The following is a 23,688-nucleotide window of genomic DNA, read 5'->3' on the forward strand; positions in this document are numbered from 1 at the left end:
TCCCCGACCCTCCCCCCTGAAGGGGAGAGGAGTGCGCTGGCTTAAAGCTCCTTCGCCATCCGCTTGATGTCGATGTTCAAGATCTGGTCGTTCTCCGAATAGTCAACCGGACAATCGATGAGATGCACGCCCGGCGTGTCGCGCGTATGGGCGAGCAGCTGTTTCAGATGCTCGGCGCTCTCGACGCGATAGCCGTTGGCACCATAGGCCTCGGCATATTTCACGAAATCGGGATTGCCATAGGTCAGGCCCCAGTCCTTGAAGCCCATGTTCGCCTGCTTCCAGCGGATCATGCCATAGCTGTTGTCGTTGAGGATCAGCACGGTCATGTTGAGCCCCAGCCGGACGGCAGTTTCCATTTCCTGGCTGTTCATCATGAAGCCGCCATCGCCGCAGATCGCCAGTACCTTGCGGTCGGGATAGACCATCGACGACATCATCGCCGAAGGCAGGCCCGCGCCCATCGTGGCGAGCGCATTGTCGAGCAGCACGGTATTGGGGCGATAGGCGCAATAGCCGCGCGCAAACCAGATCTTGTAGACGCCATTGTCCAGGCAGATGATGCCGTCATCGGGCATCGCATTGCGGATTTCCTGCACCAGATAGGGCGGGAAGATCGGGAAGCGCGCATCCTCGGCGAGCTTGTTGGTGTGTTCGAGCTCGGCCTTGCGATAGTCGAGCATGTGGTCGAACTTCCACCCGCCATTGGGGACGATGTCTTCCTTCATCTGCCAGATCGCGTTGGCGATATCGCCGATCACCTCGATTTCGGGGAAATACACCGGATCGACTTCCGCCGTCTTGGTCGAAACATGGATCACCGGGGTGCCGCCCGGCTGCATGAAGAAGGGCGGCTTTTCGATCACGTCATGGCCGATATTGACGATCAGGTCCGCCGCCTCGACCGCGCGGTGGACGAAATCGCCCGCCGAGAGCGCGGCGCAGCCCAGGAACTTGGGGTGTCGCTCGTCGATCACGCCCTTGCCGAGCTGGGTGGTCAGGAACGGGATTCCGGTTTTCTCGATGAACTGCAGCAGCATGCGGCTGGTCATCGTGCGGTTGGCGCCGGCCCCGATCACCAGGATCGGCGACCTGGCCTGTTCGAGCGCGGTGACCGCGGCGCGGATCGACTTCTTGTCGGCATTGGGACGCCGGGTCGAGCTGGGCTTCAGCGGCACCGACTCGGTCTTTTCCTCGGCAATGTCCTCGGGGAACTCGATATGCGCCGCGCCGGGCTTTTCCTCTTCGGCGAGGCGGAAGGCTTCGCGCACGCGGCTGGGGATATTGTCGGCGCTGGCGAGCTGGTGGGTGAACTTGGTGATCGGCTTCATCATGTCGACCACGTCGAGAATCTGGAAGCGGCCCTGCTTGGATTTCTTGATCGGCTTCTGCCCTGTTACCATCAGCATCGGCATGCCGCCGAGCTGCGCATAAGCCGCCGCAGTGACGAAATTGGTCGCGCCGGGGCCCAAGGTCGCCATGCAGACGCCCGCCTTGCCGGTATGGCGGCCATAGGTTGCGGCCATGAAGCCTGCGCCCTGTTCGTGCCGGGTGAGGATCAGCTTGATCTTGGTCGACCGGCTGAGCGAGTCGAGCATGTCCAGATTTTCCTCGCCGGGAACGCCGAAGATATACTCGACACCCTCTGCCTCGAGGCATTGGACAAACAGATCGGATGCTTTGGTCATGGAATTTCCTCCCCCGGAAGCCGAAAGTGGCTCGTCGTTGCATTCGTGCGACCGAAAGGATGTCCGGGCGGCGCTTGCTGCTTGTTTACGCCCGGGCGGAACCGCTCGTTACCGGCATGGCATCCGCCCTCCATGCTGGCTGTGACGCAAGGCATAACCCCAATTTTCTGTCGAGTCACCCGCCAAAAGTGCGGCCTTCCCCTCCGTCACAGTGGTACGAGCGCCGCCCGACACCAATGGAACATATAAAGAACATTTGGCTGGGAATGTTGGAGAACGACGCGTAACCTGTCCAATTACCCCTCAGAATTTTGCAGGCCAGACGCGTTTCGTGGCGGGGGCTCACCGTGTTTGCCTGCACCTTACCCGTTGGAGAGTAGACGTCATGAACCGTGCGCCTGTCTTTTCTGCCATCAAGTCGCTGCGCCAGGGCAAGGCATTTTCGCCGGCCGAGGTTATCGCCATCGACAGCCTGCTGGGCACGCTCGGCATTGCCCCCGCTTCGAACGGTGAGGCGACCCCGATAGCGATCGGCCTGACCCTCGCCGACTTCCGCACCGCCGCCGCAACCCTTGGCTGCACCAGCGTGCAGATCCGCGCGGTCTGGGAGGTCGAAAGCGGCGGCGGCTGGTTCACGGACGTGCGTTCCGATATCCTCGCGCTCGACGGGCCGGGCGGCTTTCTCGACGGGCCGCACCTGCCCAAGATCCTGTTCGAAGCGCATGTCTTTGATCGCCGGACCGCTGGCAGATATCGCGACAGCCACCCCAATCTCTCGAGCAGGGTCTGGAACCGCAAGCTCTATATCGGCGGCCAGGGCGAATATGTGCGGCTGTGGAAGGCAATGCAGCTCGACCGGCACGCTGCGCTGATGTCCGCCTCGGTCGGCGGCGCGCAGATCATGGGCTTCAACCACAGGCTTGCCGGGTTCGACACGGTCGAAGCCTATTGGGAGGCGATGAAGGTTTCAGAGGCAGCGCATCTCCAGGCTTTTGCCACGTTCATCGAGAACCGGGGGCTGGTGAAGGCGCTGAAGGCGATCAGCAACAGCCCCGAGGACTGTATCGCCTTTGCCAGGGGCTATAACGGACCCGGCTATGCCCGGAACAACTACCATGTGAAGATCGCGCAGGCCCATGCCAGATATGCGTGAGCCACGCTGACGGATCAGTAGCCCAGCGCCAGGTCGACCTCGTTGACCAGCATCTCCCCGCGCACGAACCGCCCGAGATTCTCGGCGAACAATGCGGCCGAGCGCTGGAACATCCGCGTCTGCGCCCGTCCCGACAGATGCATCGAGATCTGCACATTGGGCAGCGTCCAGAGCTCGTGGTCGGCAGGCAGCGGCTCGGGCGTGGTCACGTCGAGGAAGGCACCCGCGATGGTCCTGGCCTTGAGCGCGGCGATCAGCGCATCCTGATCGACGCATTCGCCGCGCGCGATATTCACCAGGATCGCGCTGTCCTTCATCGCCGCCAGCTCGTCCGCACCGATCAGCGAGTCGGTCTCGCGCGTCGAGGGCGTCGCGATGACCACCCAGTCGAATTCGCCGATCCGCGCCTTCCAGTCCTGCGCCCCGATGATACCCTGATCGGGCCGCGCGGTGCGGGCAACGCCGGTGATTTCCACACCAAAGCCTTTCAGCCGGTCTCCGATCGCAGACCCGATCGCGCCATAGCCGATGATCAGCGCGCGTGTTTCATCAAGCTCGACCGTGCCTGGCGACGCCCAGAGCCATTCACGCCGGTCAGCCGCACGCACGACATCGGCATAGCCCTTGGCCATGCTGAGCATGCCGAGCACCGCATATTCGGCGACGGCGATGGTGTTGACGCCGACGCCATTCGTGACTCGGGTACCGCGCTTCATGAGCTGTTCGACGGGAAAATGATCGAGCCCGGCATAGAGCGTCGACACCCATTGCAGCTTCTCCCCCGCCGCGATGATGTCGCGCATCGCCTGCTTGTCGTGCATGTCGACCCAGGCGATGTCCGCATCGACAACCTCGCGCAGCGCTTCTTCGGCCGAGCCGATCCAGACGACCTGCATGCCTTCGGGAATCACGCCCTCGATTAGCGGGCGCACGAGCGCGGAAATCACGGCCTTGGTCATGCTCTCTCCTCTTCCTGGCACCGCGCCGCTTTTTCGCTTTCCGGCGAAAGCCAGAAACCAGAGCGGCTACAGCGCGATTTTGCCCCTGGACTCCGGCTTTCGCCGGAGAACAGGCACCACCATTTCTCCACCCTATCCGTTTGTCCCGAGCGAAGTCGAGGGACGCATGCACGACCGTTTCCGATCACGTCCCTCGACACGCTCGGGACAAACGGAGGTGGTTCTTGGGGAGGTTAAACCTCGATCCGCCATTCCCAGCCCAACGGGTCGCCGTCCATCACCTCGATTCCCGCCGCGACCAGCTCATCGCGGATCGCATCGGAGGCGGCGAAATTCTTGTCCGCACGTGCTTCCTTGCGCAGCTTGAGCATATGCTCGATGCGGGCTTCATCGATTGTCGCTGCGGCCGGGCGGATGCGCAGGTCGGCGCGTTCGAGGGCCAGCAGGTTGAGCCCCAGCACCGCGTCCATCGCGGCGATAGCGGAGAGGCGCTGCCCGGCATCGACCTTCTTCTGCGCCAGAACGTCGTCCAGCACGGTCAGCGCCTTGGCGGTGTTGAGATCGTCGGACACGGCTGATGCAAAATCGCCGAGCAGCTGTTGGAGACGTGGATGCTCCACCGTCCCGGCCATCTCTGCCTGCCCCCGCAGCGCCGCGACCGCCATCACCAGCCGCTTGAACCGGGTCAGCGCCGCCAGCAGATTGTCCCAGCTGAACTCGAGCTCGCTGCGATAATGCGCCTGCAGGCACATCAGCCGATAGGCGAGCGGGTGGATGCCCTTGGCAACGAGCAGCGGCAGGCGCAGGAACTCTCCGGACGACTTGGACATCTTGCCCGTCCGGTCGATCAGGAAATTGTTGTGCATCCAGAAGCGCGCGCCGCTGCCATGTGAGCAGGCATAGGCCTGGTTCTGCGCTATCTCGTTGGGGTGATGGATCTCGCGATGGTCGATGCCGCCGGTATGGATGTCGAACGGAAAGCCGAGCAGGGCCTCGCTCATCACCGAGCATTCGAGATGCCAGCCGGGCGCCCCCTTCCCCCAAGGTGAGTCCCACTCCATTTGCCGCGTCTCGCCTGCGGGCGTCTTGCGCCAGATCGCAAAATCCTGCGCGTTGCGCTTACCCTCGACCGCCTCGATGCGCCCTTCGCCCGCCTCGGTCGCCGCGCGCGCCAGCGATCCGTAATCGCTAACGGTCGACACGTCGAAATACAGGCCACTGGGCAGCTCGTAGCAATGCTTGTCCGCAATCGACCTGGCGAACTCGATCATCTTCGGCACATAATCGGTCGCGATCGACCATTCCGCCGGCTGGCGGATGTTGAGCGCCTTGATGTCCTCCCAGAACGCCTCGGTATAATGGCGGGCAATGTCCCAGATCGATTGGGCACGCTCTGCCGCCGCCTTTTCCAGTTTGTCCTCGCCATCATCGGCGTCATCGGTCAGGTGCCCGACATCGGTGATGTTGATGATATGCCTGAGCGCAAAGCCTTTGAAGCTCAGCACGCGCCCCAGCGTATCGGCGAAGACATAGGCGCGCATGTTGCCCAGATGCGCATAATTATAGACCGTCGGCCCGCAGCTATAGACCCGCGCTTCGCCGGGATGGACCGGCTCGAACGCTTCGAGCGAACGGGTGAGGCTGTTGAACAGCATCAACGGGGCGGTATCGGCAGGGCTCGTCATGGCATCAGCCATTGCCTGCAAAGCGCGCGCGCCGTCAAGCCGACAGGCGTACAGAAAAACCCCGCCCGCACCAGTCGCAGCAGCGCGGACGGGGTCTGAATGTCGGCTCGATGCTTACCGATCGCCGCTGGTACCGCTGGCCTGGTCCGCCGCCGCCATGGTCTCGACCAGCAGGCCGAGCTGGTTTTCGCAGCCATTTTCGATCAGCGTTCCGGCGAGTTCGTCGACCTCGGCCGGCACGCTGGGAAGAACCACCAGATCGATCTTGCGCGCGACGCCGTCGGGGCCGGTGAGCGTGTAGCTGCCGGGCGCAACGGGCAGTTCGGCCATCGGCCACAGCCGGTTGCCCGATCCCTTCTTCCAGTCGATCGTAGTTGAAGCGCCGGTTCCGGCGAGCTTGAGCTGGACATCCTGGTCGACCTTGGCGCGCCAGAACATCAGGCGGGCGGGTTCAGCGACGCAGAACTTGCCCGACTGGCTCGCATCGATGAACCACAGGTTCGGGCTGCGCGGGGTAGCGGGAGCAGCAACCTTGGCCGGAGCGCCGCGGACGGCCCCGGTGCGGCTGCGCGTCGCAGGGCCACCGGTGGCGAGCAGGCTGGCAATCTGGGTGCTCTGCGTCTGATCGCGCTTGACCGTGCCGTCGAGCGTGAAGGTACCAGGGCCGGACAGGACGCGCGTGCCGGCCTTGTCGAGCACGGTCACCTTGTCGCTGGCCTTCAACACCACCTTGGTGTTGGCGGGCAGCTTCTTGCCAGCAGGAAATTGCGCTGCCGAAGGACCGACCGAGCGTACGACCATGGACTGCGCCATCGCTGCACTGCTGCCAGCAATGCCCAGCGTCAACATGGCACCTATCGCAAGTGCCCGGCGAAGTACGGACTTCCTTTCAACCGAGAACATAGCTTTCTCCTTTTTGTGTCTGACCAAGTCGCTTGAACAAATTCGCGATGGCCTCTTCCTGCCCCAATTCTGCAAGCTGCGATGTGAGTTGAACCACAGCCGCATCATTTCCCGCCTGGTGCGCCGCAACCAGCTCGGCAATGGCCTGGCGCTCGCTCTCCGGCCTGTCGGGCGCGGGCTCGAAAATGTCGACCGGCTTGCGCGTCCTCTTAGCACGATCCGCCCCATCGGGCGATACCAGTCGAGCCCGGAACGCTCCGCCGCCTCGCGGCTGACCAGCACACGCGTGTCGAGATTCTTGTTCGCCGCCTCGAGCCTGGCCGCCGTGTTCATGCTGTCGCCGAACGCAGTATACTGGATGCGCCCCTCGCCGCCGAAATTGCCGACGATCGCCTCGCCGAAATGCACGCCGACGCGCGTGCGGCCGATCGGCGGCACGCCTTCGGGCGCGGTCCTTCGGAAATCCTCGCCCGCCTCGTACATGGCCCAGGCCGCACGCACCGCGCGCTCGCCATCGTCGGGAAAGCCGATCGGCGCCCCCCAGAAGGCGACCACCGCATCGCCCACGAACTTGTCGAGCGTGCCGCCATATTGCAGCACCACGTCCGCCAGCCGGTCGAGATAGTTGTTGAGCAGGAAGGCGACCATTTCTGGCTCGATCGCGTGGGTCAGCTTGGTGAAGCCCTCCAGATCGGTGAAGACGCAGAAGATCTCCCGCTTTTCGCCATGCAGCGCCAGCTTGTCCGGGTCCTTCAGGATTTCCGCCGCGACCGAACGAGGCAGATACTTGCCCAGCGCGTTCTGCGCGAACGCGCGCTGCTTGGACCCGACCACGCGCGCGGCCGCCCCCACCGAGGTATAGGCAAGCAGCCATCCGGTCGCCCAGCCGAAGCTCGGCAGATTGAGCGTATCGAACCCCTGATATTGCAGGATGAACGGCGCGGTCATGAAGAACAGGATCTGGCTGCCGAGCAGCAGCCCCATGATCCACGCGCGCGCCTGGCTGATCGCGGTGATGCAGCCAGCGATCACCACCGCCAGCGCCATGGCCCATAACGACCAGTTCGGGAAGGCGAAGGGCTGATCCTTGTCGAGCAGCTGCGACATCATGTGCGCGTGCACTTCCAGCCCGATCATCTGCGATTCACCGGTCACGACATCGCCGATCCGGGTCAGCGGCGTATCGAACTTGTCGAAATCGACAAAATCGCCGCCGATCAGGATGTGCCGCCCCTTGACCTCGCTCGCGACGAACTCGGCACTGGCCGGGTCGGCGAACAGATCGATCGGCAGCTTGTTGATCACCGGCCGGTCGGAAGACAGCGGCAGGCGGAAGCGGATGGCGCCGCGATAATCGGCAAAGGCCAGGTCCGGCGGCGTCATCGCGCGCACCATGATCGGCGGCAGGTTCTTCGGCTGGTCGGGCCAGCGCCGGGCAACGCCATCCGAATCGGTGACCAGCCGGATGCTTGTCGGCTTCGTCTTGTCGGTGGTGACGTCCTTGAGGAACTGTTCGAGGAACTGCTGCTGGCGAAACTGGATCGCCTCGGTATTGGTCGCGTTGCTGGCATAGGCGACATGCGTCGGCGTCTGCATATTGCGTAGCGCGGTCTTCAGCGCCTCGTCATCGTCCTGCGGCTGATCGAACAGGATATCGATGCCGATCGATTTAGCGCCCATCCGGTCGATATTGGTCAGCGCATTGGCCAGGATGGTACGATCGACCGGCGAACGCTGGCCGGTATCGATCAGTGTGTCGTCGGTATAGACGACCATAAGGATGCGCGGGTCCTGATCCACCTTCTTGGCGAAATTGGCCGCGCGCATGTCGTACATTGCGTTTTCGGCATCGCCGAGCAACGGCATTTCGGTGCTGTAGCGGGCAATGGCGAGCGCGAAGACCAGAAAGCCGAGCGTCGCGAGCAGCCGCACCAGCCCGAGCTGGCGGATCAGGCGCGTGGCCGAACGCCCCATCTCGTCGCGGCTGGTCGCTGCCGCAGCGGCACTGTCTGCCCGGCTTGCCATCGGGTCAGCCACAGCCGCCCGGGGCTGGGCACGTCAGACGCGATCCCAACACCGTCACCCGGGGCGACCATCTGACCGGCACCACCCGCGATCGTTGTTTGCTTGCGCTTCCATGTCGCCCGTGTCGCATCATCGCATCCCCAGGCGCGTCGTCCCCGTGCAGCGCGCCGATCCAGAAATCTGCCCTCGGTGCGACCCGGTCGGGATTCGTTTCCATCGCTATAGTCTGCCCGTGCCGTGCTGACCAGTTGTCGCCGCAGCATCTGGAGCATTATGGTTCGTTGATGCCAACGGCATCCGGTGGGGGATAGACGGGATCAGAACCCCCGGAACTGGACCGCGTCAGCGAGTGCGACGCGCGGGACCGCAAAATTGTTCACCGGCGCGTCCGGGTTGCGATAGCCCACCGCCATGCCGGTGAAGAAGATATATTCGTCGCTGATCCCGAGAAGCTCGCGCATATAGCTGCCGTACATCGCCCAGATTTCCTGCGGGCAGCTGTCCAGCCCCGCTTCGCGCAGCAGCAGCATCACCGTCTGCAGCCACATGCCCATGTCCGACCATTGCGGCGGCCCCATATAGGTGCGGCAATAGGTGAAGATCTGCACCGGCGCGCCAAAGCTGTCCCAGTTGCGCATCATCTGGCGGACCCGGCCCGCGCCATCCTCGCGGCCAATGCCCAGCGCGTCGAACATCGCCTGGCCGACAGCGCGCCGCTGCTGCTCGTAGCGCCCCTCGAGATCTGCGGGGTAGATGGCATATTCCATCCCCTCGCCCATCGGCGCGCTCTGCGCCTTGGCCTTGATCTTGGCGGTGAGATCGGCCAGCGGCTCGCCGGTGAGCACCACCGCGTTCCAAGGCTGGGTGTTGCCGCCCGAGGGCGAACGCTGCGCCTTGGTCAGAATCTCGCGGATCGTCTCCAGCGGCACCGGATCAGGCAGAAAATCGCGGACGGAACGGCGCGTGGCGACAGCTTCGGATACGTTCAAGGCGGGGGCTCCCTGCGTGGTTTAATCGCTTGATTAAGGAGCCTCGCGCTATTTGGCAACCGTCGATACTGCCGCTATGGCTGCTTGAACATTTCGCGCAGTATGCCCAGTACAGATGTCAGCGCGGCAGGGTCGATCCGCCCCAGCCGCTTGACGAGCCTCAGCCGATCGACGGCACGCATCTGGTCCGGGACCAGCAGCCCATCACGACTACCGAAGCGGACGGTTACGCGAAAAGGCGCAGAAAATCCTCCGCTGGTTAGCGGTACGACCAAAGCGGTTCTGAGGCCGGAATTGAGAACATCGGGGCTGACCACCACACACGGACGTGTCTTCTGGATTTCGGCACCCCTTGTAGGATCGAGCGCGCACAGCCAGACCTCTCCCCGCTCGGGGAAGGGACGCTTTACCATGTCAGACCATCATCGTCTTCATTGGGGAAGCCCTGCCACGCGATGGCATCCTCGCTCAAATCCTGCCGACCGATCCGGCGGGCCGCATCGGCCCAGCCCTGGTGGCGATCACCCATTATGGGTGTCGCCACGACGCGGCCGTTATCGACGACGATATCCATCATTGTGCCCGTCTCCACGCCAAGTTCCTGAAGCACAGGCTTGGGCAGGATCAGGCCCGTGGAATTACCCATTTTGCGGAGAGCGGATTTCATACGCACGGCGTTATCACAAAGTTATAACGGAGCCAAGATACCTGGCCTATTCGTCGTCGAACAGCCCTGCCAGCTGCTCGACCATCGTGCCGCCCAGCTGCTCGGCATCCATGATCGTCACCGCGCGCCGATAATAGCGGGTCACGTCATGGCCGATGCCGATCGCGATCAGTTGCACCGGCGACATCTTCTCGATCCAGTCGATCACCTTGCGCAGATGCTGTTCCAGATACGCGCCATGATTGACCGAGAGCGTCGAGTCATCGACCGGCGCACCGTCGGAAATCACCATCAGCACGCGGCGCTCTTCGGGGCGCGCGATCAGCCGGTTGTGCGCCCAGAGCAGCGCCTCGCCGTCGATATTCTCCTTGAGCAGGCCTTCGCGCATCATCAGGCCCAGATTCTTGCGCGCGCGCCGCCAGGGTTCGTCGGCCTTCTTGTAGACGATATGGCGCAGGTCGTTGAGGCGGCCGGGCAACGGCGAGCGGCCGTGTGCCAGCCAGTCCTCGCGGCACTGCCCACCCTTCCACGCCTTGGTGGTGAAGCCCAGGATTTCGGTCTTGACCCCGCAGCGCTCGAGCGTGCGCGCCATGATGTCCGCGCTGATCGCGGCGATGCTGATCGGGCGGCCGCGCATCGAGCCCGAATTGTCGATCAGCAGCGTGACGACAGTATCGCGGAACTCGGTATCGCGCTCGATCTTGTATGACAGCGAATGGCCGGGAGCGACGACGACGCGCGCCAGCCGCGCCGCATCCAGCATGCCCTCTTCCTGGTCGAAATCCCAGCTGCGGCTCTGCTGTGCCATCAGGCGGCGCTGCAAGCGGTTGGCGAGCTTGGTCACCGCGCCCTGCAGATGCGCGAGCTGCTGGTCGAGATAGGCGCGAAGGCGCAGCAGCTCGTCCTCGTCGCACAGGTCGGTCGCCTCGATCACCTCGTCGAAACGCGTCGTCCAGGCCTTGTACTCGAAATCATTGGGAAGATCGGTCCAGGGACGGTTGGGCCGCGTCGGCATCATGCCGTCGTCGCCCATCTCGCCGGGGTCGCCATCGTCCCCCTGCTCCATCTCGCCTTCGGTCTCGGAGGAATCGCCCTCTTCGTTCTCGCCGGTCTGCTCCTCACCGCGCGCTTCGGTCTGGCCCTGGTCGGTGCCGTCCTGCTCGCCTTCCTGATCCTCGGGCTCGCCCTGTTCGGACGAATCGTCGTCATCCCCCTCGTCCTGGCTGTCCTCCTCGTCCATCTGGCCTTCGGTGAGTTCCAGATGTTCGAGCAGCCGGTTGGCGAGCGCGGCAAAGCCGGCCTGGTCGTCGAGCGACAGCGCCAGATTATCGATATCCTCGCCGCCCTTGCTCTCGATCCATTCGCGCACGAGGTTGACGCCCGCGACGCTGCCCGCAGGCATAGGCGTGCCAGTCAGCCGTTCGCGCACGATCAGGCCGAGCGCGGTCGAGATCGGCACCTCGTCGGCACGCGTCGCGCGGCTGATCGGGTCGGAGCGCATCCGCATCTCGAGCGCCGCATCCAGGTTCGCGCCGAGGCCGCGCATCGACCGCGTGCCCAGCGCCTCGATCCGTACCTGCTCGACCGCATCGAAGGCCGCGCGCGCCACTGCTTCGCGCGGGGCGTTGGCGGCGTGCTGAGCAGGGTTATGGTGCTTCAGCCGCAGCGCATAGAGATCGGCAAAGCCGCGCGCCTCGGCCACCTGATCGGCGGGCAGCTTGCGCCCCGGCATCGGGACGCGCAGCTTGGTGCCCGATTGCGACGGCGGATCGGCGGTGAACGCAACCTCGATCTCGGGCTGGCTGGCGATCGCCCGCGCGGTCCCGGCCAGCACGTTCTTCAGGTCATCAAGCGGAGTGCGGTTGGTCATGCGCTATCGCTGGAGGGGCGCGCCGCGTATGTCAAGCGACCGGCGCAGCGCTATTGCGGCGGATCGGATGGCGGCGGCCGCTGCCGCTGCACATTCGCGCCATTGCCGTCGACCGTCACCTCGACCGGCGCGCCACCGACATCGCCAGAAATGGTGAGCCCCTCCGGCGTGACGCGCACGTTCGCGCCGCCGACCTGCCCCTCGATCTCGCCTTCCAGCAGCGGGCCGATCACCGGATCGGGATCGACTTCCTCGGGCGGCGCAACCGGCGCGGCGCGGCGCTGAGGCACAGCCCCAGGCAGCGCCTCGCCCATGAACTGCCGCCAGATGCGCGCAGGCAGCCCGCCGCCGCGAATGCCCTGCATGGGGCTGTTGTCATCATTGCCGATCCACACGCCCACCACCAGGTCACCCGCATAGCCGATGAACAGCGCATCGCGATTGTCCTGGCTGGTGCCGGTCTTACCGAAATTGGGGATGTTGAGGCTGGCCGCGCGCCCGGTGCCGCGATTGACCGCCGCGCGCAGCATATCCTGCATCTGCTCGTGCACGCGCGACGAGTAGCGATCCGGCCCATCGACGAGCCATTCGAACCAGCCCTGTTCCTCGCGCTTGAACGCATGCGGCTGAACCGGCCACTGGTTGCCCGCGACCCCGGCATAGGCGGCCGTCATCTCGAGCAGAGTCGCGCTGCCGCTGCCCAGGGCCAGGCTGGGATCGCCTTCGGCAAAGGGACCCTTGAGGCCGAGCTGCGTCGCCTGCTTGATCACCTTCTCGCTGCCGACCTTCTGGAACAGCCGGACGGCGGCGACATTGCTCGAATGAACAAACGCCTCTTCCAGGCTGATCACGCCGCGATAGCGGTCCCCGGCGTTGCGCGGACGATAGCTGCCGGTGGTGATCGGACTGTCCTCGATCACCGAATCGGGCTCCATCCCCGCTTCGAGCGCGGCGAGATAGACAAACAGCTTGAAGGTCGAGCCGGGCTGCCGCTTGGCCTGGGTAGCGCGGTTGAAGGGAGAGGCCGCATGACTCTTGCCGCCGACCATGGCGACGACCTCGCCATTGGTGCGCATTGCCACCAAAGCGACCTGCGCCTTACCGAGGCCGGAGCGCGCGACGATCCGTTCCGCGGCGCGCTGCAGCCGGGCATCGAGCGTGGTGGTCAGCGTCAGGCGGCTGTGCGACATCTCGGTCAGCGCGCGCGCCTGTGGCATCGCCCAGTCGGCAAAATAGGTACCGTTGGCGAGCTTGGGGCGCTCATGCACGTCGAGGCGCGGCTGCGGAAGCGCGTCGGCCTCCCTCTGGGTCAGATAGCCCGCATCGACCATCGCCGCGCGCACCATCGCCGCGCGCCGGCTTGCCCCCTGCCAGTTGCGCGTCGGCGCGAAGCGCGACGGTGCCTGCACCAGCCCGGCGAGCAGGATCGCCTGTTCGGGCTTCAGCTTTTCGGGCTGGCGGTAGAAATAGTGCAGCGAGGCGGCGCGCAGCCCGTACACATTATCGCCGAAATAGGCGTTGGACAGATAGCGCCCCAGTATCTCGTCCTTTGTCAGCCAGGCCTCGAGCCAGAAGGCGATCAGCATCTCGCGCAGCTTGCGCGTCAGGCTGCGCTCGGGGGTGAGGAAGCTGATCTTGGCGAGCTGCTGGGTGATCGTGCTGCCGCCCTGGACGCTGCTGCCGGTGATGTTGGACCAGAGCGCGCGCGCCAGCCCGCGCGGATCGATACCCCAGTGCGAATAGAAGCGCCGGTCCTCGATCGCGAGGAACGCTTCGACCACATGCGGCGGCAGCCTGTCGACCGCGACCGGCTCCTCGACCACCGCACCGCTGCGCGCGATCGGCGTGCCATCGGCGGCGAGCAGCGTGATCTCGGGCGGCGCAATCGGCTCGAGCGATTTCGACAAGGGCGCGGTGATCGCCAGCCAGGCGAGCAGGATCAGGAAAAGCACGAACAGTGCGGCGAGCGCGCGCTTCGCCCACCACCAGCGGGTGCGAGCGGGCTTGATCGGCTCGGGCACCGGTGGATCGATCTCGGCCGGATCAAGCCAGGGATTGCGCGCCTCGCCCAGCCCCGGCGTCGGCCACGGCGCATCGGCAGCAGAAGCCCCGCCAAGCCCAAAACGCCCCGATCCGAATCGCATTTTCCTGAACACGGCTGGTGTATTATATGATTATGACAGCTCTGGCCAGACGTGCATCATGCGTCAAGGGCCGCGCGACAGCGTTCAGCAAGCCGGGGCACATCGTTGACGGCGGCTGCGTAGATTATTTCGTGATCGATCATGTCATATTCGTGCCGCAAGCGGTTCCCGAGGCCACGCAGGGCATGGAAAGGTACCTCCGGTGCAACGGCGGCCATTCGCTCTTCACTTATCCGGATAACCGCTTCGGTAATCCGCTGAAGGCACCGTTCAATCGCGTCAACGGTCATGCGACTTCCGGCAAACTGCTTGAAGCCCATGCCGTTCAGATAATCAGCCACATATTGCGCGTTCTCGACAATATCGAGCAGACGATCTCGTTCGCGGTCAGAAGACATGGACCCGATCCCGATCAATGGCGATCTGCATGCGTGCCTTGCGGGCCGGTTCTGCTACCAGGTCAACCTTGGTCGTCAGGATTTCTTCGAGACGATCGGCAATTCGTGCATATTGGAACAGGCCTACCTTGGCCTCCGGTGCGAACCTGGCCGCCAGATCAATGTCGGACTGGGCGCCTTCCTCACCGCGCGCGGTTGAACCGAACAGCGACAGCTGGGCGACCCCCAGCTGTCGAAGCTCAGCCTCGTGCGCCTTCAGTCTCGCAATCGCCGTCGCCTTGTCCATGGCATCCCCGTTCGCTCACCCCCGGCCGACGATGCTCTCCGGCAAGTCCTCGCCGAACACGCGCTGGTAATATTCCGCGACCAGCATCCGTTCGGCCTCGTCGCACTTGTTGAGGAACGACAGGCGGAAGGCGAAGCCGACATTGTGGAAGATCGCGGCGTTCTGTGCCCAGCTGATCACGGTGCGCGGGCTCATCACGGTCGAGATATCGCCGTTGATGAAGCCCTGGCGCGTCAGGTCCGCGACCTTGACCATGTTCTTGACCACCTTGGGGTCGGTCTCGCCGACCTTGGCGAGCACCACCTTCGCTTCGGTCTCGGCGGGCAGATAGTTCAGCGTGCACACGATGTTCCAGCGGTCCATCTGGCCCTGGTTGATCTGCTGCGTGCCGTGATACAGCCCACTGGTATCGCCCAGGCCCACGGTGTTCGCGGTGGCGAACAGACGGAAATAGGGGTTCGGCCGGATCACGCGGTTCTGATCGAGCAGGGTCAGCTTGCCCTCGGTCTCCAGCACGCGCTGGATCACGAACATCACGTCGGGCCGGCCCGCGTCATATTCGTCGAACACCAGAGCGGTCGGCGTCTGCAACGCCCAGGGCAGCAGGCCTTCGCGGAACTCGGTGACCTGCTTGCCGTCGCGCAGCACGATGGCATCGCGGCCGACCAGATCGATACGGCTGATATGCGCATCGAGGTTGATGCGGATGCACGGCCAGTTCAGGCGTGCGGCGATCTGCTCGATATGCGTCGACTTGCCGGTGCCGTGATAGCCCTGCACCATCACGCGGCGATTGTGGGCGAACCCTGCCAGCACGGCGAGCGTGGTTTCCGGATCGAACACATAGGACGGATCGAGATCGGGCACGCGTTCGTCCGCCTCGCTGAACGCGGGCACCTGCATGTCGATATCGACACCGAACACCTCGCGCGCGTTGACCATCTTGTCGGGCGCATCGAGCAGGGTGCCATCGCGGCTGTCGGGCTGGGTGTTCGAAATATCGGTCATGGCATTATCCGGTGGTCTGAGTCGTCGAAAGGGCGCTCCGCCCGGTCAGGCGAAGGCGGCAAGTTTGCGCAAGTGCGTATAGGCGGCGATGACCTCCTGCAAGGCTTTCTCGTGGCTGCGGTCACCGCCATTGCGATCGGGATGATAGGTGCGCACCAGCTGCGAATAGGCCTTGCGGATCGTTGCGCGCGTCGCATCTGCGCCAAGCCCTAGCGTCTTTAGCGCATTCTGATCCGCCGCCGACAGCCCGCGCTGCTGCGCCCGCGCATTGTCCGCCGAAGCCCGCGCCCGGTCTGCCATGTTCTGGCGGAAGCGCGCGCCGATGGCGTCGAGCGGATCGGCAAAGTCGCTCCAGCGCGGAGTCTGGCCAGCGCCCGCGGCAAAGGCGCGAGTCTCGCGGTCCCATCCGGCCGTGGGCCGCTGCGCCTGGTAGATCTCCTCCGCGCTCATGCCGGCGAAGAAATTGTAGCGCTCGTTGAATTCGCGGATGTGCTCCAGGCAGAACCAGCGATAGCGGCCCGGCCCGTCGAAGCGCGATCCGTGGCGCTGGTCCTCGGCTGGCGGGGCGCGAAATTCGCCATCTTCCTGGCATCCGGCCCAGTCGCAGGCCCGGCCCGTGCCCTCGACCCGGCCATGAAAACGCGCACGCCGCCGCGCGGAGCCGCCATCCTGTCCCGAGTTGCCGCTATCTGCCAAGACCTGTCGCCATTCCCTGATGAGGCCGCCTCGCCAAGGGGCGGAAAGCGGCCTATATAGGTGTGCATGACAATGAAAACCAAGGGGCCGATGGCCCATGAGATCGAAACCCGGCTGATGACGGCGCTGTCGCCGACACGGCTCGACGTGATCAACGACAGTGCCAAGCATTCGGGTCATATGGGCGACGACGGCAGCGGCGAATCGCATTTCACCGTCGAGATCGAGAGCGCCGAATTCGCAGGCAAGTCCCGGCTGGAGCGCCAGCGCATGGTCAACCGCGCGCTGGGCGAGTTGCCGGGGCAGAAGGTGCACGCGCTGGCGATCAAGGCGCGGGCACCGGGCGAGGCATGACCTCCCCCATCGCCCTCACCCTGCTTCCCACCAGCCATGATCTGGGCGGCTTCACCGTGCGCCGCGTGCTGCCGCAGAAGAAGCGCGCGATGGTGGGACCGTTCATCTTTGTCGACGAGTTCGGCCCGGCACAGCTCGATATCGGGCGCGACCTGGGGGTGCGGCCGCATCCGCATATCGGGCTCGCCACGGTCACCTATCTGTTCACCGGCGGCATCGACCATCGCGATTCGCTCGGCACCTTCCAGACCATCCATCCGGGCGAGGTGAACCTGATGACCGCCGGGCGCGGCATCGTCCATTCGGAGCGCAGCCCGGAAGCCGAGATGGCGACCGGCGCACGGCTGTTCGGCATGCAGACCTGGCTCGCGCTGCCCGATGCGCTGGAGGATACCGATCCGGCGTTCGAGAATATCGGCTGCGATGCGCTGCCGATGATCGACGACGGCAAGGCCGGCGCGCGGATCATCATGGGCTCGCTCTGGGGCCAGGCTGCGCCGACCACCTGCCACAGCCCCACCATCTATGCCGACATCGTGCTGCAACCGGGCGGTTCCATCCCGATCGACAGCGAGGCGGACGAACGCGCGGTGATGCTCGTCGAGGGCGACGCGGCGCTCGACGGGCTGCCGCTCGAACCCTATCTGCTCTACCTGATCGCGCCGGGAGCAAAGCCCAAGCTGGAGAGCATCGGCGGCGGGCGCGCGATGCTGCTCGGCGGCGCGGATTTTGCATCGGAGCGGCATATCTGGTGGAATTTCGTCGGTTCGTCGAACGACCGCATCCGCGAGGCGGCGGATCGTTGGAACCGGGGCGCATTCCCCAAGGTGCCGGGCGACAGCGAAGAGTTCATCCCCATACCCGAAGTGCCGCTGACGCGCGGGCGGACGTAAGGGATCAATCAACACAGCCCTCGTCATTCCCGCGAACGCGGGAATCCCGCTTTCCTGCTGAGCGCTCGAGAACAAGCGGGACCCCCGCCTTCGCGGGGGTGACGGGACGGAAGCGATGGCATAGAACCGCCGGAAAACGACACTCCGGAGAGCCAGCCGCATGACCGACTTCCCCCTCACCCGCATCGCGCTGCCGACCGGGGTCGAACTGGACGTCGCCATCGCCGGGCCCGAGGACGCTCCGCCGCTGATCCTGCTCCACGGCTTTCCCGAATCGCACCGCACCTGGCGATATGTCATGCGCCATTTCCAGGATCGCTACCGGCTGATTGCGCCCGACCAGCGCGGCTTCTGCAATTCGTCCAAGCCGCAAGGTGTCGAAAATTACCAGCCCAAGCACATGGTCGCCGACCTGCTCGCGCTGGCCGATCATCTGGGCATCGAGACGTTCACGCTGGTAGGCCACGACTGGGGCGGCGCGATCGCCTGGATGGCGGCACTCAACCATCACGACCGCGTGACCCGGCTGATCATGGCGAATGCGGCGCACCCGTTCACCTATCAGAAGGCGCTGTTCGACGATCCGGACCAGCGCGCCTCGGCGCAATATATCACCGAGATGCGGCAACCCGATTTCGAGGACAAGGTGCGCGCCATGGGCTGGGACGCCTATTTCGATTCGCGCTTTGCCGAGCCGAGCGCCGCGGTGCACATCACACCCGGAGAGCGCGCAATCTACCTCGCGCAATGGCAGACGCCCGGCGCCTTCACCGCGATGGTGAACTGGTACCGCGCCAGCCCGCTAATCGTGCCGCCGATGGATGGCGAGGTAGAGCGCCCCGCCTATCTCTCGCGCCCCTTCCCGCCGGTCACGCAGCCGACCCTGCTCTATTGGGCGATGGACGATTACGCGCTGCGCCCCTCGCTCCTCGACGGCATCGAGACGCTGGTGCCCGATCTCATGCTGGTCAAGGCCCCCGGCGGGCATTTCGTTCCCTGGGAACAGCCTCAGGCACTGATCGCGGCGATGGAGCAATTTCTCGATCGCTAGAGCATCCGCTGCTTGAGCTGGGGCACCGCCAGCGTTTCGAGCGCGGCGGCAATGCCCTTGAGCGGCCAGCGGCGGGTAGCGGGCAGGTGCGCTGCGTGGATCGCCATGTAATCGATCTCGCTGCGCGCGCCGCGCTGCTGCTTGAAATGCCCCGCCCCTGCCGATCCGTGCAGCCGCAAGCCGTAGCGCAGCGCGAAATCGCCGACCAGCCACGAGGCGATGCGGTAGAGTCCATCCGATTGCGGGCGCTGCGTGTCATAGCCCATCATCGGATTGGTCGCGATTCCGCCGCGTGCGACAATGCCGACGGCGGCCATGATCTGCCCGGCACGATCACGCACGACGCGGAGGTGAAACAGCCCGCTCTCGACCGCCAGCTGCATCCATGCAGCGCTGTACTGCGGGTTCAGCGCTGAATATTTGGCGATGTAGAGCATCGCATAAAGCGCTGCGACCCGCGCGGCATCGGCGTCATCGAGGTGCGTCACGTCCTCGGCGACCAGGCCCGACTGCGCCAGCTTGCGGCCATCGTTCTTCACGCTCTTGCGCACCGCCCAGTCGCGCTGCAGGTCATCGGTCACCCAGATCTGGCGGCAGGGCAGCAGCAGCCAGCCATCACCGCGCAGCGCGGCGGTCAGCTCGGGGCACGACCAGTCATCGACCGAGCGGATCAGCAGATAATGGCCGGGAAAGCGCGCCGCCAACCGCTGCCGCAATTCGGCCAGCCCCTCGCCTTTCCAATTCCCGTGCAGGCAGGTGGAGAGCAACCAGTTGTCGATCTGCACCGCACGGTTGATGTCGAGCGTTCGCAGCAGCCGGTCCGCCGCCGCGATCGCCGCAGCAGCAGGCATCCGCATCCAGCCCAGATCGACCAGATCGAGCTCGGCGCGCGGATAGAGCGCATAGACGCTGTGCGGCGCGGCGATATAGCTCATGCCGATCGCACCATCGGTGACGATCACCGGCAGCGCGTGCCCGCCCGCCTGCTCGACGACCGCCTCGGCCTCAACATTGGCAATCAGCGCGCGGCTGCCCAGCGCCTGCAGCCGTTCGACGAACAGCGCCGCGTCAGGCTCGCGCAAGGATGGCGGACCCGGGGCGGAAAACTGCGCTGCGTCGGGCAGGCTGCTCATCGATCTGCGACATCCTCATGTCGGCGCGATGAACGTTCGTCGCGCCCGTTGCCATGCCGCCTAGCGCCGCTCGGCGTCTTTACGGTGACAGCGGCGCATATCGATGGCGCGCCAGGCGACGGCCGTGTAGTCTGCAGCCAGCGCAAGGGAGCCTGCCATGCCCGAATGGAAACCCGCCACCTATCCCAGCCTCAGCCCCTATCTGATCTGCCCGGCCCCGGAGGCGCTGATCGCGTTCCTGACCACCGTATTCGGCGCAAGCATCGCGCGGCGCTTCGACAGGCCCGACGGATCGCTGATGCATGCCGAACTGCGGATCGACGACAGCATCGTCATGGTCGGCGGCGGCGCGACCGAATATCGATCGGGCGAGGTGCACCTGCATCTCTACGTGCCCGACGCGCAGGCCGTATACGACCGCGCGCTGGCCGCAGGCGGCGAAGCGGTGCGCGAACCCGAACGCAAGGCCGACGACGACGACCTGCGCGGCGGCTTCCGCGATCCCGCCGGCACGATCTGGTGGGTGGCGACACAATAGATGGGGCGGGGCTTTACGTCATTTCGCGCTGATGGCACCGAAGCAGCACCCTTACGCCAAACCCCGCTCAGCCTGAGCTTGTCGAAGGCCCCGCAAAATCGGTTGCCCCACACTCAGCCGCTTTCCAGCGAAACCCGGGATCCAGATCGGGATGGCACCCGGCCGCCCTTGGGTTCCGGCTTACGCCGAAAAACGGCGTGATCCCGGACGCATGGGCGCGGGGCCTTCGACAAGCTCAGTCTGAACGGTGGTAGGCATAGTTCTGAACTTCAAGAAAATTTTGGCCCAGGCAAAGACGTCATCGCGTTCGCTCATCTATTTTGAGTATGCGCAATTCATGCCATCCAGTCGCCAAATTCTAGGACAATCTGGACAGTATTGTTTAGGTGGCAAATTTGTTCGAATTCCGCCTTTCTACCCCACCAGTCGTTGATCTCGTAGCGCTTATGCGAGAGAGTAAAATGATAACCTGCAGGCGTTTGCTGCCCAGCGTTCTGCGGAGCCATAACCGCAGTAGCCAGCAATCCGAAAATTATCCGATCGCTCAACTGAATCCGGCCCTTCTCGATTCGTACTGTTGTGAAGCCAGATCCGGTTGCAAAGTCTGGTAGCAACTCGAATCCTTCTGGCAATTCTGCGCCATGGCCATGGGTACACCGGTGAATCCCATAAATAATATCGGACAAGTCAGGTAGACCGCCAGCAGCCTTCGGCCGCTTGACATTTACTGGAAACCTAGTGTCGTAAAGATTAATTCCAGGCATGCCCATTGCACCCAAAATTATGTAGTTTTCTCTTAAAAAATCGGTGAACCTCTTGTTGCTCCCGCCATAACTCGCCATCGCTTTAGAGGCAGTTCCGTCAATCGCGTTGCATGCATGAAGCATAGCGGATTCGACATCACCAGATTCAATCTCGTTGATAGCCTTTACCACCGATCGACCAACATTCATTTGTACACTCTACATTCTGCTGGACATGTCTCAAAATCTATATCAAATATTTTGTATTATTGGCATTTGAATTGCACTCAAATTTAGCTGCCACCCAGATAATCGCTCTCCTCTAAGATAGAGGGTGCCCACAAGCCCAACCATCGCACCCATGCCCCGTGCGCATGCGCCTCGCCGAGCAGGTGCGCCTCCCCGCCCCCTGGCCAGAAGCGCACTTTCAGTTCGTGGCGGAAGGTTGCGCGGTTGGTTTCCAGCGAGATCCAGGCGAGCGGGCGCTCAGGGGTCGCGCGCGCGGCGGCCTCGGCCATCGCGGCTTCGATCATCGCCTGGCGGTCGGGCGGGATATATTGCCAGACGATCGAGTGCATCAGCACGCGGGTGACGCCCGGTTGCTGCGGTTCGGCGAGCCGCGGGGCGATCCAATCGGCGGCATCGGCGCGGACCAGATCGACACCGCGCGTCCGGATCATAGCGATACCAGCCTCCATCCGCGCGAACCGGGCCTCGGCTTCCGGCCAGATATAGGCCATCAGCCGGTCGGCGGCGGCGGCATCGCGCACGTCAATGGGGTTGAGGTCGCATCCGCGCACCGCTTCGATACGGAAGGGCACAGAGGGCGGCGGCGCGCCCTGCCACTCGGGCGCGATCACGCACGGTGCATTGGCGGGGCCGGAGCGCACGCCGCCCAGATCATAGCCATAGCGGTCGATCAGCAGGTTCATCCCCGCGCTCGATCCGATCTCGTTCAGTTCGAACCGATCACTGGTGCGGCTCGCCAGCCAGTGCAGCGCGGCGACGAAGCTCGCCGAGCGCCCCGCCTCGTTGGTCTGCGGCGGGCCATCGAGCCAGGGGAGCAGCTCCGCATCGTGCCGCGCGACGACCGCCGCGACGATCGCGTCAACGTCCGACTGCTCGGTCACCTGCTGGGCATAGACCAGGCCAAGCTCGGGCGCGGCGCCTCGGCGGAACAGATGGTGCAGCCCGCCTGCTAGCCTCAGCGGCATCGCATCGGTAAGCACATGGCCCGGCCAGTCGGCTATCCGACGTCCGCAGGCCGTACCCCCCGCCATCAGCGCGATCTGCGCGCGGCACACCGCCCCGGTCGCCGGCGCGCCATTATGCGCGGCATGATCCGCCTGAAACGAGATGCCGCTGATGATTTCATCCTGCCGGTTCATATTGCCCTTTGCCCTGCTTGGCCCTACATGCCGCGGCCATGGCCGATACGCTGATCTTTGCCGTGCCCAAGGGGCGCATCCTCGACGATGCCCTGCCCGTGCTCGAACGGGTGGGTATCATACCGGCTAAAGAATTTCATGATCCGAAGAACCGGTCGCTGCGTTTCGGCACCAATCGCGCCGATATGGACATCATCCGCGTACGCGCCTTTGACGTTGCCACCTTCGTCGCGCATGGGGCCGCGCAGATCGGCATTGTCGGCTCCGACGTGATCGACGAATTCGACTATTCGGACCTGTACGCGCCGGTGGACCTCAATTTCGGCCATTGCCGCCTGTCGGTCGCGGAACCCGCGGACGAGGCGGCGAGCAACCAGCCGCGCCCCTCGCATATCCGCGTCGCGACCAAATATCCCAATATCACCCGCCGCTATTTCGAGCGCCAGGGCGTGCAGGCCGAATGCGTGAAGCTCAACGGCGCGATGGAGCTGGCGCCCTCGCTCGGCCTGTCGCGTCGGATCGTCGATCTGGTGGAATCGGGCCGCACGCTCAAGGACAATGGCCTGGTCGAGACCGAAGTCATCACCCAGGTTTCCGCCCGGCTGATCGTCAACCGCGCCGCGCTGAAAAAGGACCATGCCCGATTGGGGCCGCTGATGTCCGCATTCCGCGATCTGGCCGCAGAACGCAGGCAGGCCGCATGACGCTTCGTCTTTCCACCCGCGACAAGGATTTCGCTCAGGCTTTCGACAAGCTGGTTCGTGGCCGGCGCGAGAGCGATATCGAGGTCAGCCGCGACGTCGCCGCGATCATCGCCGATGTGAAGGCGCGCGGCGATGCGGCGCTGGCCGACTATACCGCGCGCTTCGACGACCATAGCCTCGACGGCAATGGATGGAGCATCGGCAAGGACGCGTGTGCTGCCGCCTATGCCGCGCTGTCGGACGATCTGCGCGCCGCGCTCGATCTCGCCGCGAACCGCATCCGCGCCTATCATGAAGCGCAGCTGCCTGAGGATCGCGATTACAAGGACGCTGCGGGCGTGCGCCTCGGAGCGCGCTGGAGCGCGGTCGATGCGGCGGGGCTGTACGTGCCGGGCGGCAGGGCAGCCTATCCC

The 23,688-nt window shown here is 64.4% G+C and carries 23 protein-coding genes; 7 read left to right on the top strand and 16 right to left on the bottom strand.

Translation table 11 applies throughout. The features are described from left to right. Positions 1-41: 41 nt before the first annotated feature. A complete protein-coding gene (locus tag AX735_RS05290; protein ID WP_066276750.1) occupies positions 42-1,688 on the bottom strand; it encodes an acetolactate synthase large subunit in 1,647 nt (548 codons plus the stop codon). Between the two features lie 385 nt (positions 1,689-2,073). On the opposite strand from AX735_RS05290, the gene AX735_RS05295 reads away from it, so the two are divergent. Beyond that, positions 2,074-2,841, top strand: coding sequence for an N-acetylmuramidase family protein (locus tag AX735_RS05295; RefSeq protein ID WP_066276752.1), 768 nt, complete (start codon positions 2,074-2,076; stop codon positions 2,839-2,841). Positions 2,842-2,855: 14 nt separating this feature from the next. On the opposite strand, the gene AX735_RS05300 is transcribed toward AX735_RS05295, so the two are convergent. The 12 genes from AX735_RS05300 to AX735_RS05355 all read right to left on the bottom strand — a co-directional run bounded on the left by AX735_RS05300 (position 2,856) and on the right by AX735_RS05355 (position 16,471). After that, on the bottom strand, positions 2,856-3,800 hold the full coding sequence (locus tag AX735_RS05300; RefSeq protein WP_066276753.1) for a D-2-hydroxyacid dehydrogenase: 945 nt from the start codon (positions 3,798-3,800) through the stop codon (positions 2,856-2,858). Between the two features lie 233 nt (positions 3,801-4,033). Further along, positions 4,034-5,485, bottom strand: coding sequence for a cysteine--tRNA ligase (gene cysS / locus AX735_RS05305; protein WP_066276838.1), 1,452 nt, complete (start codon positions 5,483-5,485; stop codon positions 4,034-4,036). Positions 5,486-5,599: 114 nt separating this feature from the next. Then, on the bottom strand, positions 5,600-8,413 hold the full coding sequence (locus AX735_RS05310; protein WP_066276758.1) for an adenylate/guanylate cyclase domain-containing protein: 2,814 nt from the start codon (positions 8,411-8,413) through the stop codon (positions 5,600-5,602). 317 nt (positions 8,414-8,730) lie between these two features. Continuing rightward, complete coding sequence (locus AX735_RS05315; protein ID WP_066276761.1) at positions 8,731-9,402, bottom strand: nitroreductase; 672 nt, start codon at positions 9,400-9,402, stop codon at positions 8,731-8,733. 74 nt (positions 9,403-9,476) lie between these two features. Continuing rightward, positions 9,477-9,815 carry a type II toxin-antitoxin system PemK/MazF family toxin gene (locus AX735_RS05320; protein WP_066276775.1) on the bottom strand — a complete coding sequence of 113 codons (339 nt, stop codon included), beginning with the start codon at positions 9,813-9,815 and terminating at the stop codon, positions 9,477-9,479. Beyond that, entirely contained in the window at positions 9,809-10,069 is a 261-nt protein-coding gene (locus tag AX735_RS05325; protein WP_066276781.1) for an AbrB/MazE/SpoVT family DNA-binding domain-containing protein, read from the bottom strand. Before AX735_RS05325 ends, AX735_RS05320 begins: the two co-directional genes overlap by 7 nt. Before the next feature lie 46 nt (positions 10,070-10,115). Beyond that, positions 10,116-11,939, bottom strand: a complete 1,824-nt coding sequence (gene cobT / locus AX735_RS05330; protein WP_066276785.1) for a cobaltochelatase subunit CobT — start codon at positions 11,937-11,939, stop codon at positions 10,116-10,118. A gap of 50 nt (positions 11,940-11,989) precedes the next feature. Continuing rightward, on the bottom strand, positions 11,990-14,083 hold the full coding sequence (locus AX735_RS05335) for a transglycosylase domain-containing protein (RefSeq protein ID WP_066276787.1): 2,094 nt from the start codon (positions 14,081-14,083) through the stop codon (positions 11,990-11,992). Positions 14,084-14,139: 56 nt separating this feature from the next. Further along, complete coding sequence (locus AX735_RS05340; protein WP_066276790.1) at positions 14,140-14,481, bottom strand: HepT-like ribonuclease domain-containing protein; 342 nt, start codon at positions 14,479-14,481, stop codon at positions 14,140-14,142. Continuing rightward, positions 14,471-14,767, bottom strand: a complete 297-nt coding sequence (locus AX735_RS05345; RefSeq protein ID WP_066276796.1) for a nucleotidyltransferase family protein — start codon at positions 14,765-14,767, stop codon at positions 14,471-14,473. The genes AX735_RS05340 and AX735_RS05345 overlap by 11 nt, the downstream gene beginning before the upstream one ends. A 15-nt stretch (positions 14,768-14,782) precedes the next feature. Further along, a complete protein-coding gene (cobS, locus tag AX735_RS05350; RefSeq protein WP_066276803.1) occupies positions 14,783-15,775 on the bottom strand; it encodes a cobaltochelatase subunit CobS in 993 nt (330 codons plus the stop codon). Positions 15,776-15,820: 45 nt separating this feature from the next. After that, positions 15,821-16,471: a J domain-containing protein gene (locus AX735_RS05355; protein WP_066276809.1), complete on the bottom strand. Its 651-nt coding sequence runs from the start codon at positions 16,469-16,471 to the stop codon at positions 15,821-15,823. Between the two features lie 66 nt (positions 16,472-16,537). On the opposite strand from AX735_RS05355, the gene AX735_RS05360 reads away from it, so the two are divergent. The 3 genes from AX735_RS05360 (at position 16,538) to AX735_RS05370 (ending at position 18,769) form a co-directional block, all read left to right on the top strand. Further along, positions 16,538-16,825, top strand: a complete 288-nt coding sequence (locus AX735_RS05360; protein WP_066276812.1) for a BolA family protein — start codon at positions 16,538-16,540, stop codon at positions 16,823-16,825. Further along, positions 16,822-17,718, top strand: a complete 897-nt coding sequence (locus tag AX735_RS05365) for a pirin family protein (RefSeq protein ID WP_066276814.1) — start codon at positions 16,822-16,824, stop codon at positions 17,716-17,718. Before AX735_RS05360 ends, AX735_RS05365 begins: the two co-directional genes overlap by 4 nt. Before the next feature lie 160 nt (positions 17,719-17,878). Next, a complete protein-coding gene (locus AX735_RS05370; protein WP_066276817.1) occupies positions 17,879-18,769 on the top strand; it encodes an alpha/beta fold hydrolase in 891 nt (296 codons plus the stop codon). Here AX735_RS05370 and AX735_RS05375 read toward each other — a convergent pair. Continuing rightward, entirely contained in the window at positions 18,766-19,902 is a 1,137-nt protein-coding gene (locus AX735_RS05375) for a hypothetical protein (protein ID WP_066276822.1), read from the bottom strand. The two genes, AX735_RS05370 and AX735_RS05375, sit on opposite strands and share 4 nt — an antisense overlap. Positions 19,903-20,059: 157 nt before the next feature. Here AX735_RS05375 and AX735_RS05380 point away from each other — a divergent pair, with 157 nt between their 5' ends. Beyond that, positions 20,060-20,440 carry a VOC family protein gene (locus AX735_RS05380; RefSeq protein WP_066276827.1) on the top strand — a complete coding sequence of 127 codons (381 nt, stop codon included), beginning with the start codon at positions 20,060-20,062 and terminating at the stop codon, positions 20,438-20,440. Positions 20,441-20,775: 335 nt separating this feature from the next. Here AX735_RS05380 and AX735_RS05385 read toward each other — a convergent pair whose 3' ends face one another. After that, entirely contained in the window at positions 20,776-21,393 is a 618-nt protein-coding gene (locus AX735_RS05385; protein ID WP_137775796.1) for a hypothetical protein, read from the bottom strand. 83 nt (positions 21,394-21,476) lie between these two features. After that, complete coding sequence (locus AX735_RS05390; RefSeq protein WP_066276832.1) at positions 21,477-22,571, bottom strand: DUF2332 domain-containing protein; 1,095 nt, start codon at positions 22,569-22,571, stop codon at positions 21,477-21,479. Between the two features lie 38 nt (positions 22,572-22,609). Here AX735_RS05390 and hisG point away from each other — a divergent pair, with 38 nt between their 5' ends. Both hisG and AX735_RS05400 read left to right on the top strand, forming a co-directional pair. Continuing rightward, positions 22,610-23,275 (top strand): ATP phosphoribosyltransferase, encoded by a 666-nt coding sequence (hisG, locus tag AX735_RS05395; RefSeq protein WP_066276835.1) that lies wholly within the window; start codon positions 22,610-22,612, stop codon positions 23,273-23,275. Beyond that, positions 23,272-23,688: histidinol dehydrogenase (locus AX735_RS05400; RefSeq protein WP_202189505.1), on the top strand; the 417-nt coding region annotated here is incomplete at its 3' end. The genes hisG and AX735_RS05400, both read left to right, overlap by 4 nt.

The sequence above is a fragment of the Blastomonas sp. CCH1-A6 genome (assembly GCF_001556365.1).
In the GTDB taxonomy this organism is placed as follows: Bacteria; Pseudomonadota; Alphaproteobacteria; order Sphingomonadales; family Sphingomonadaceae; genus Blastomonas; species Blastomonas ursincola.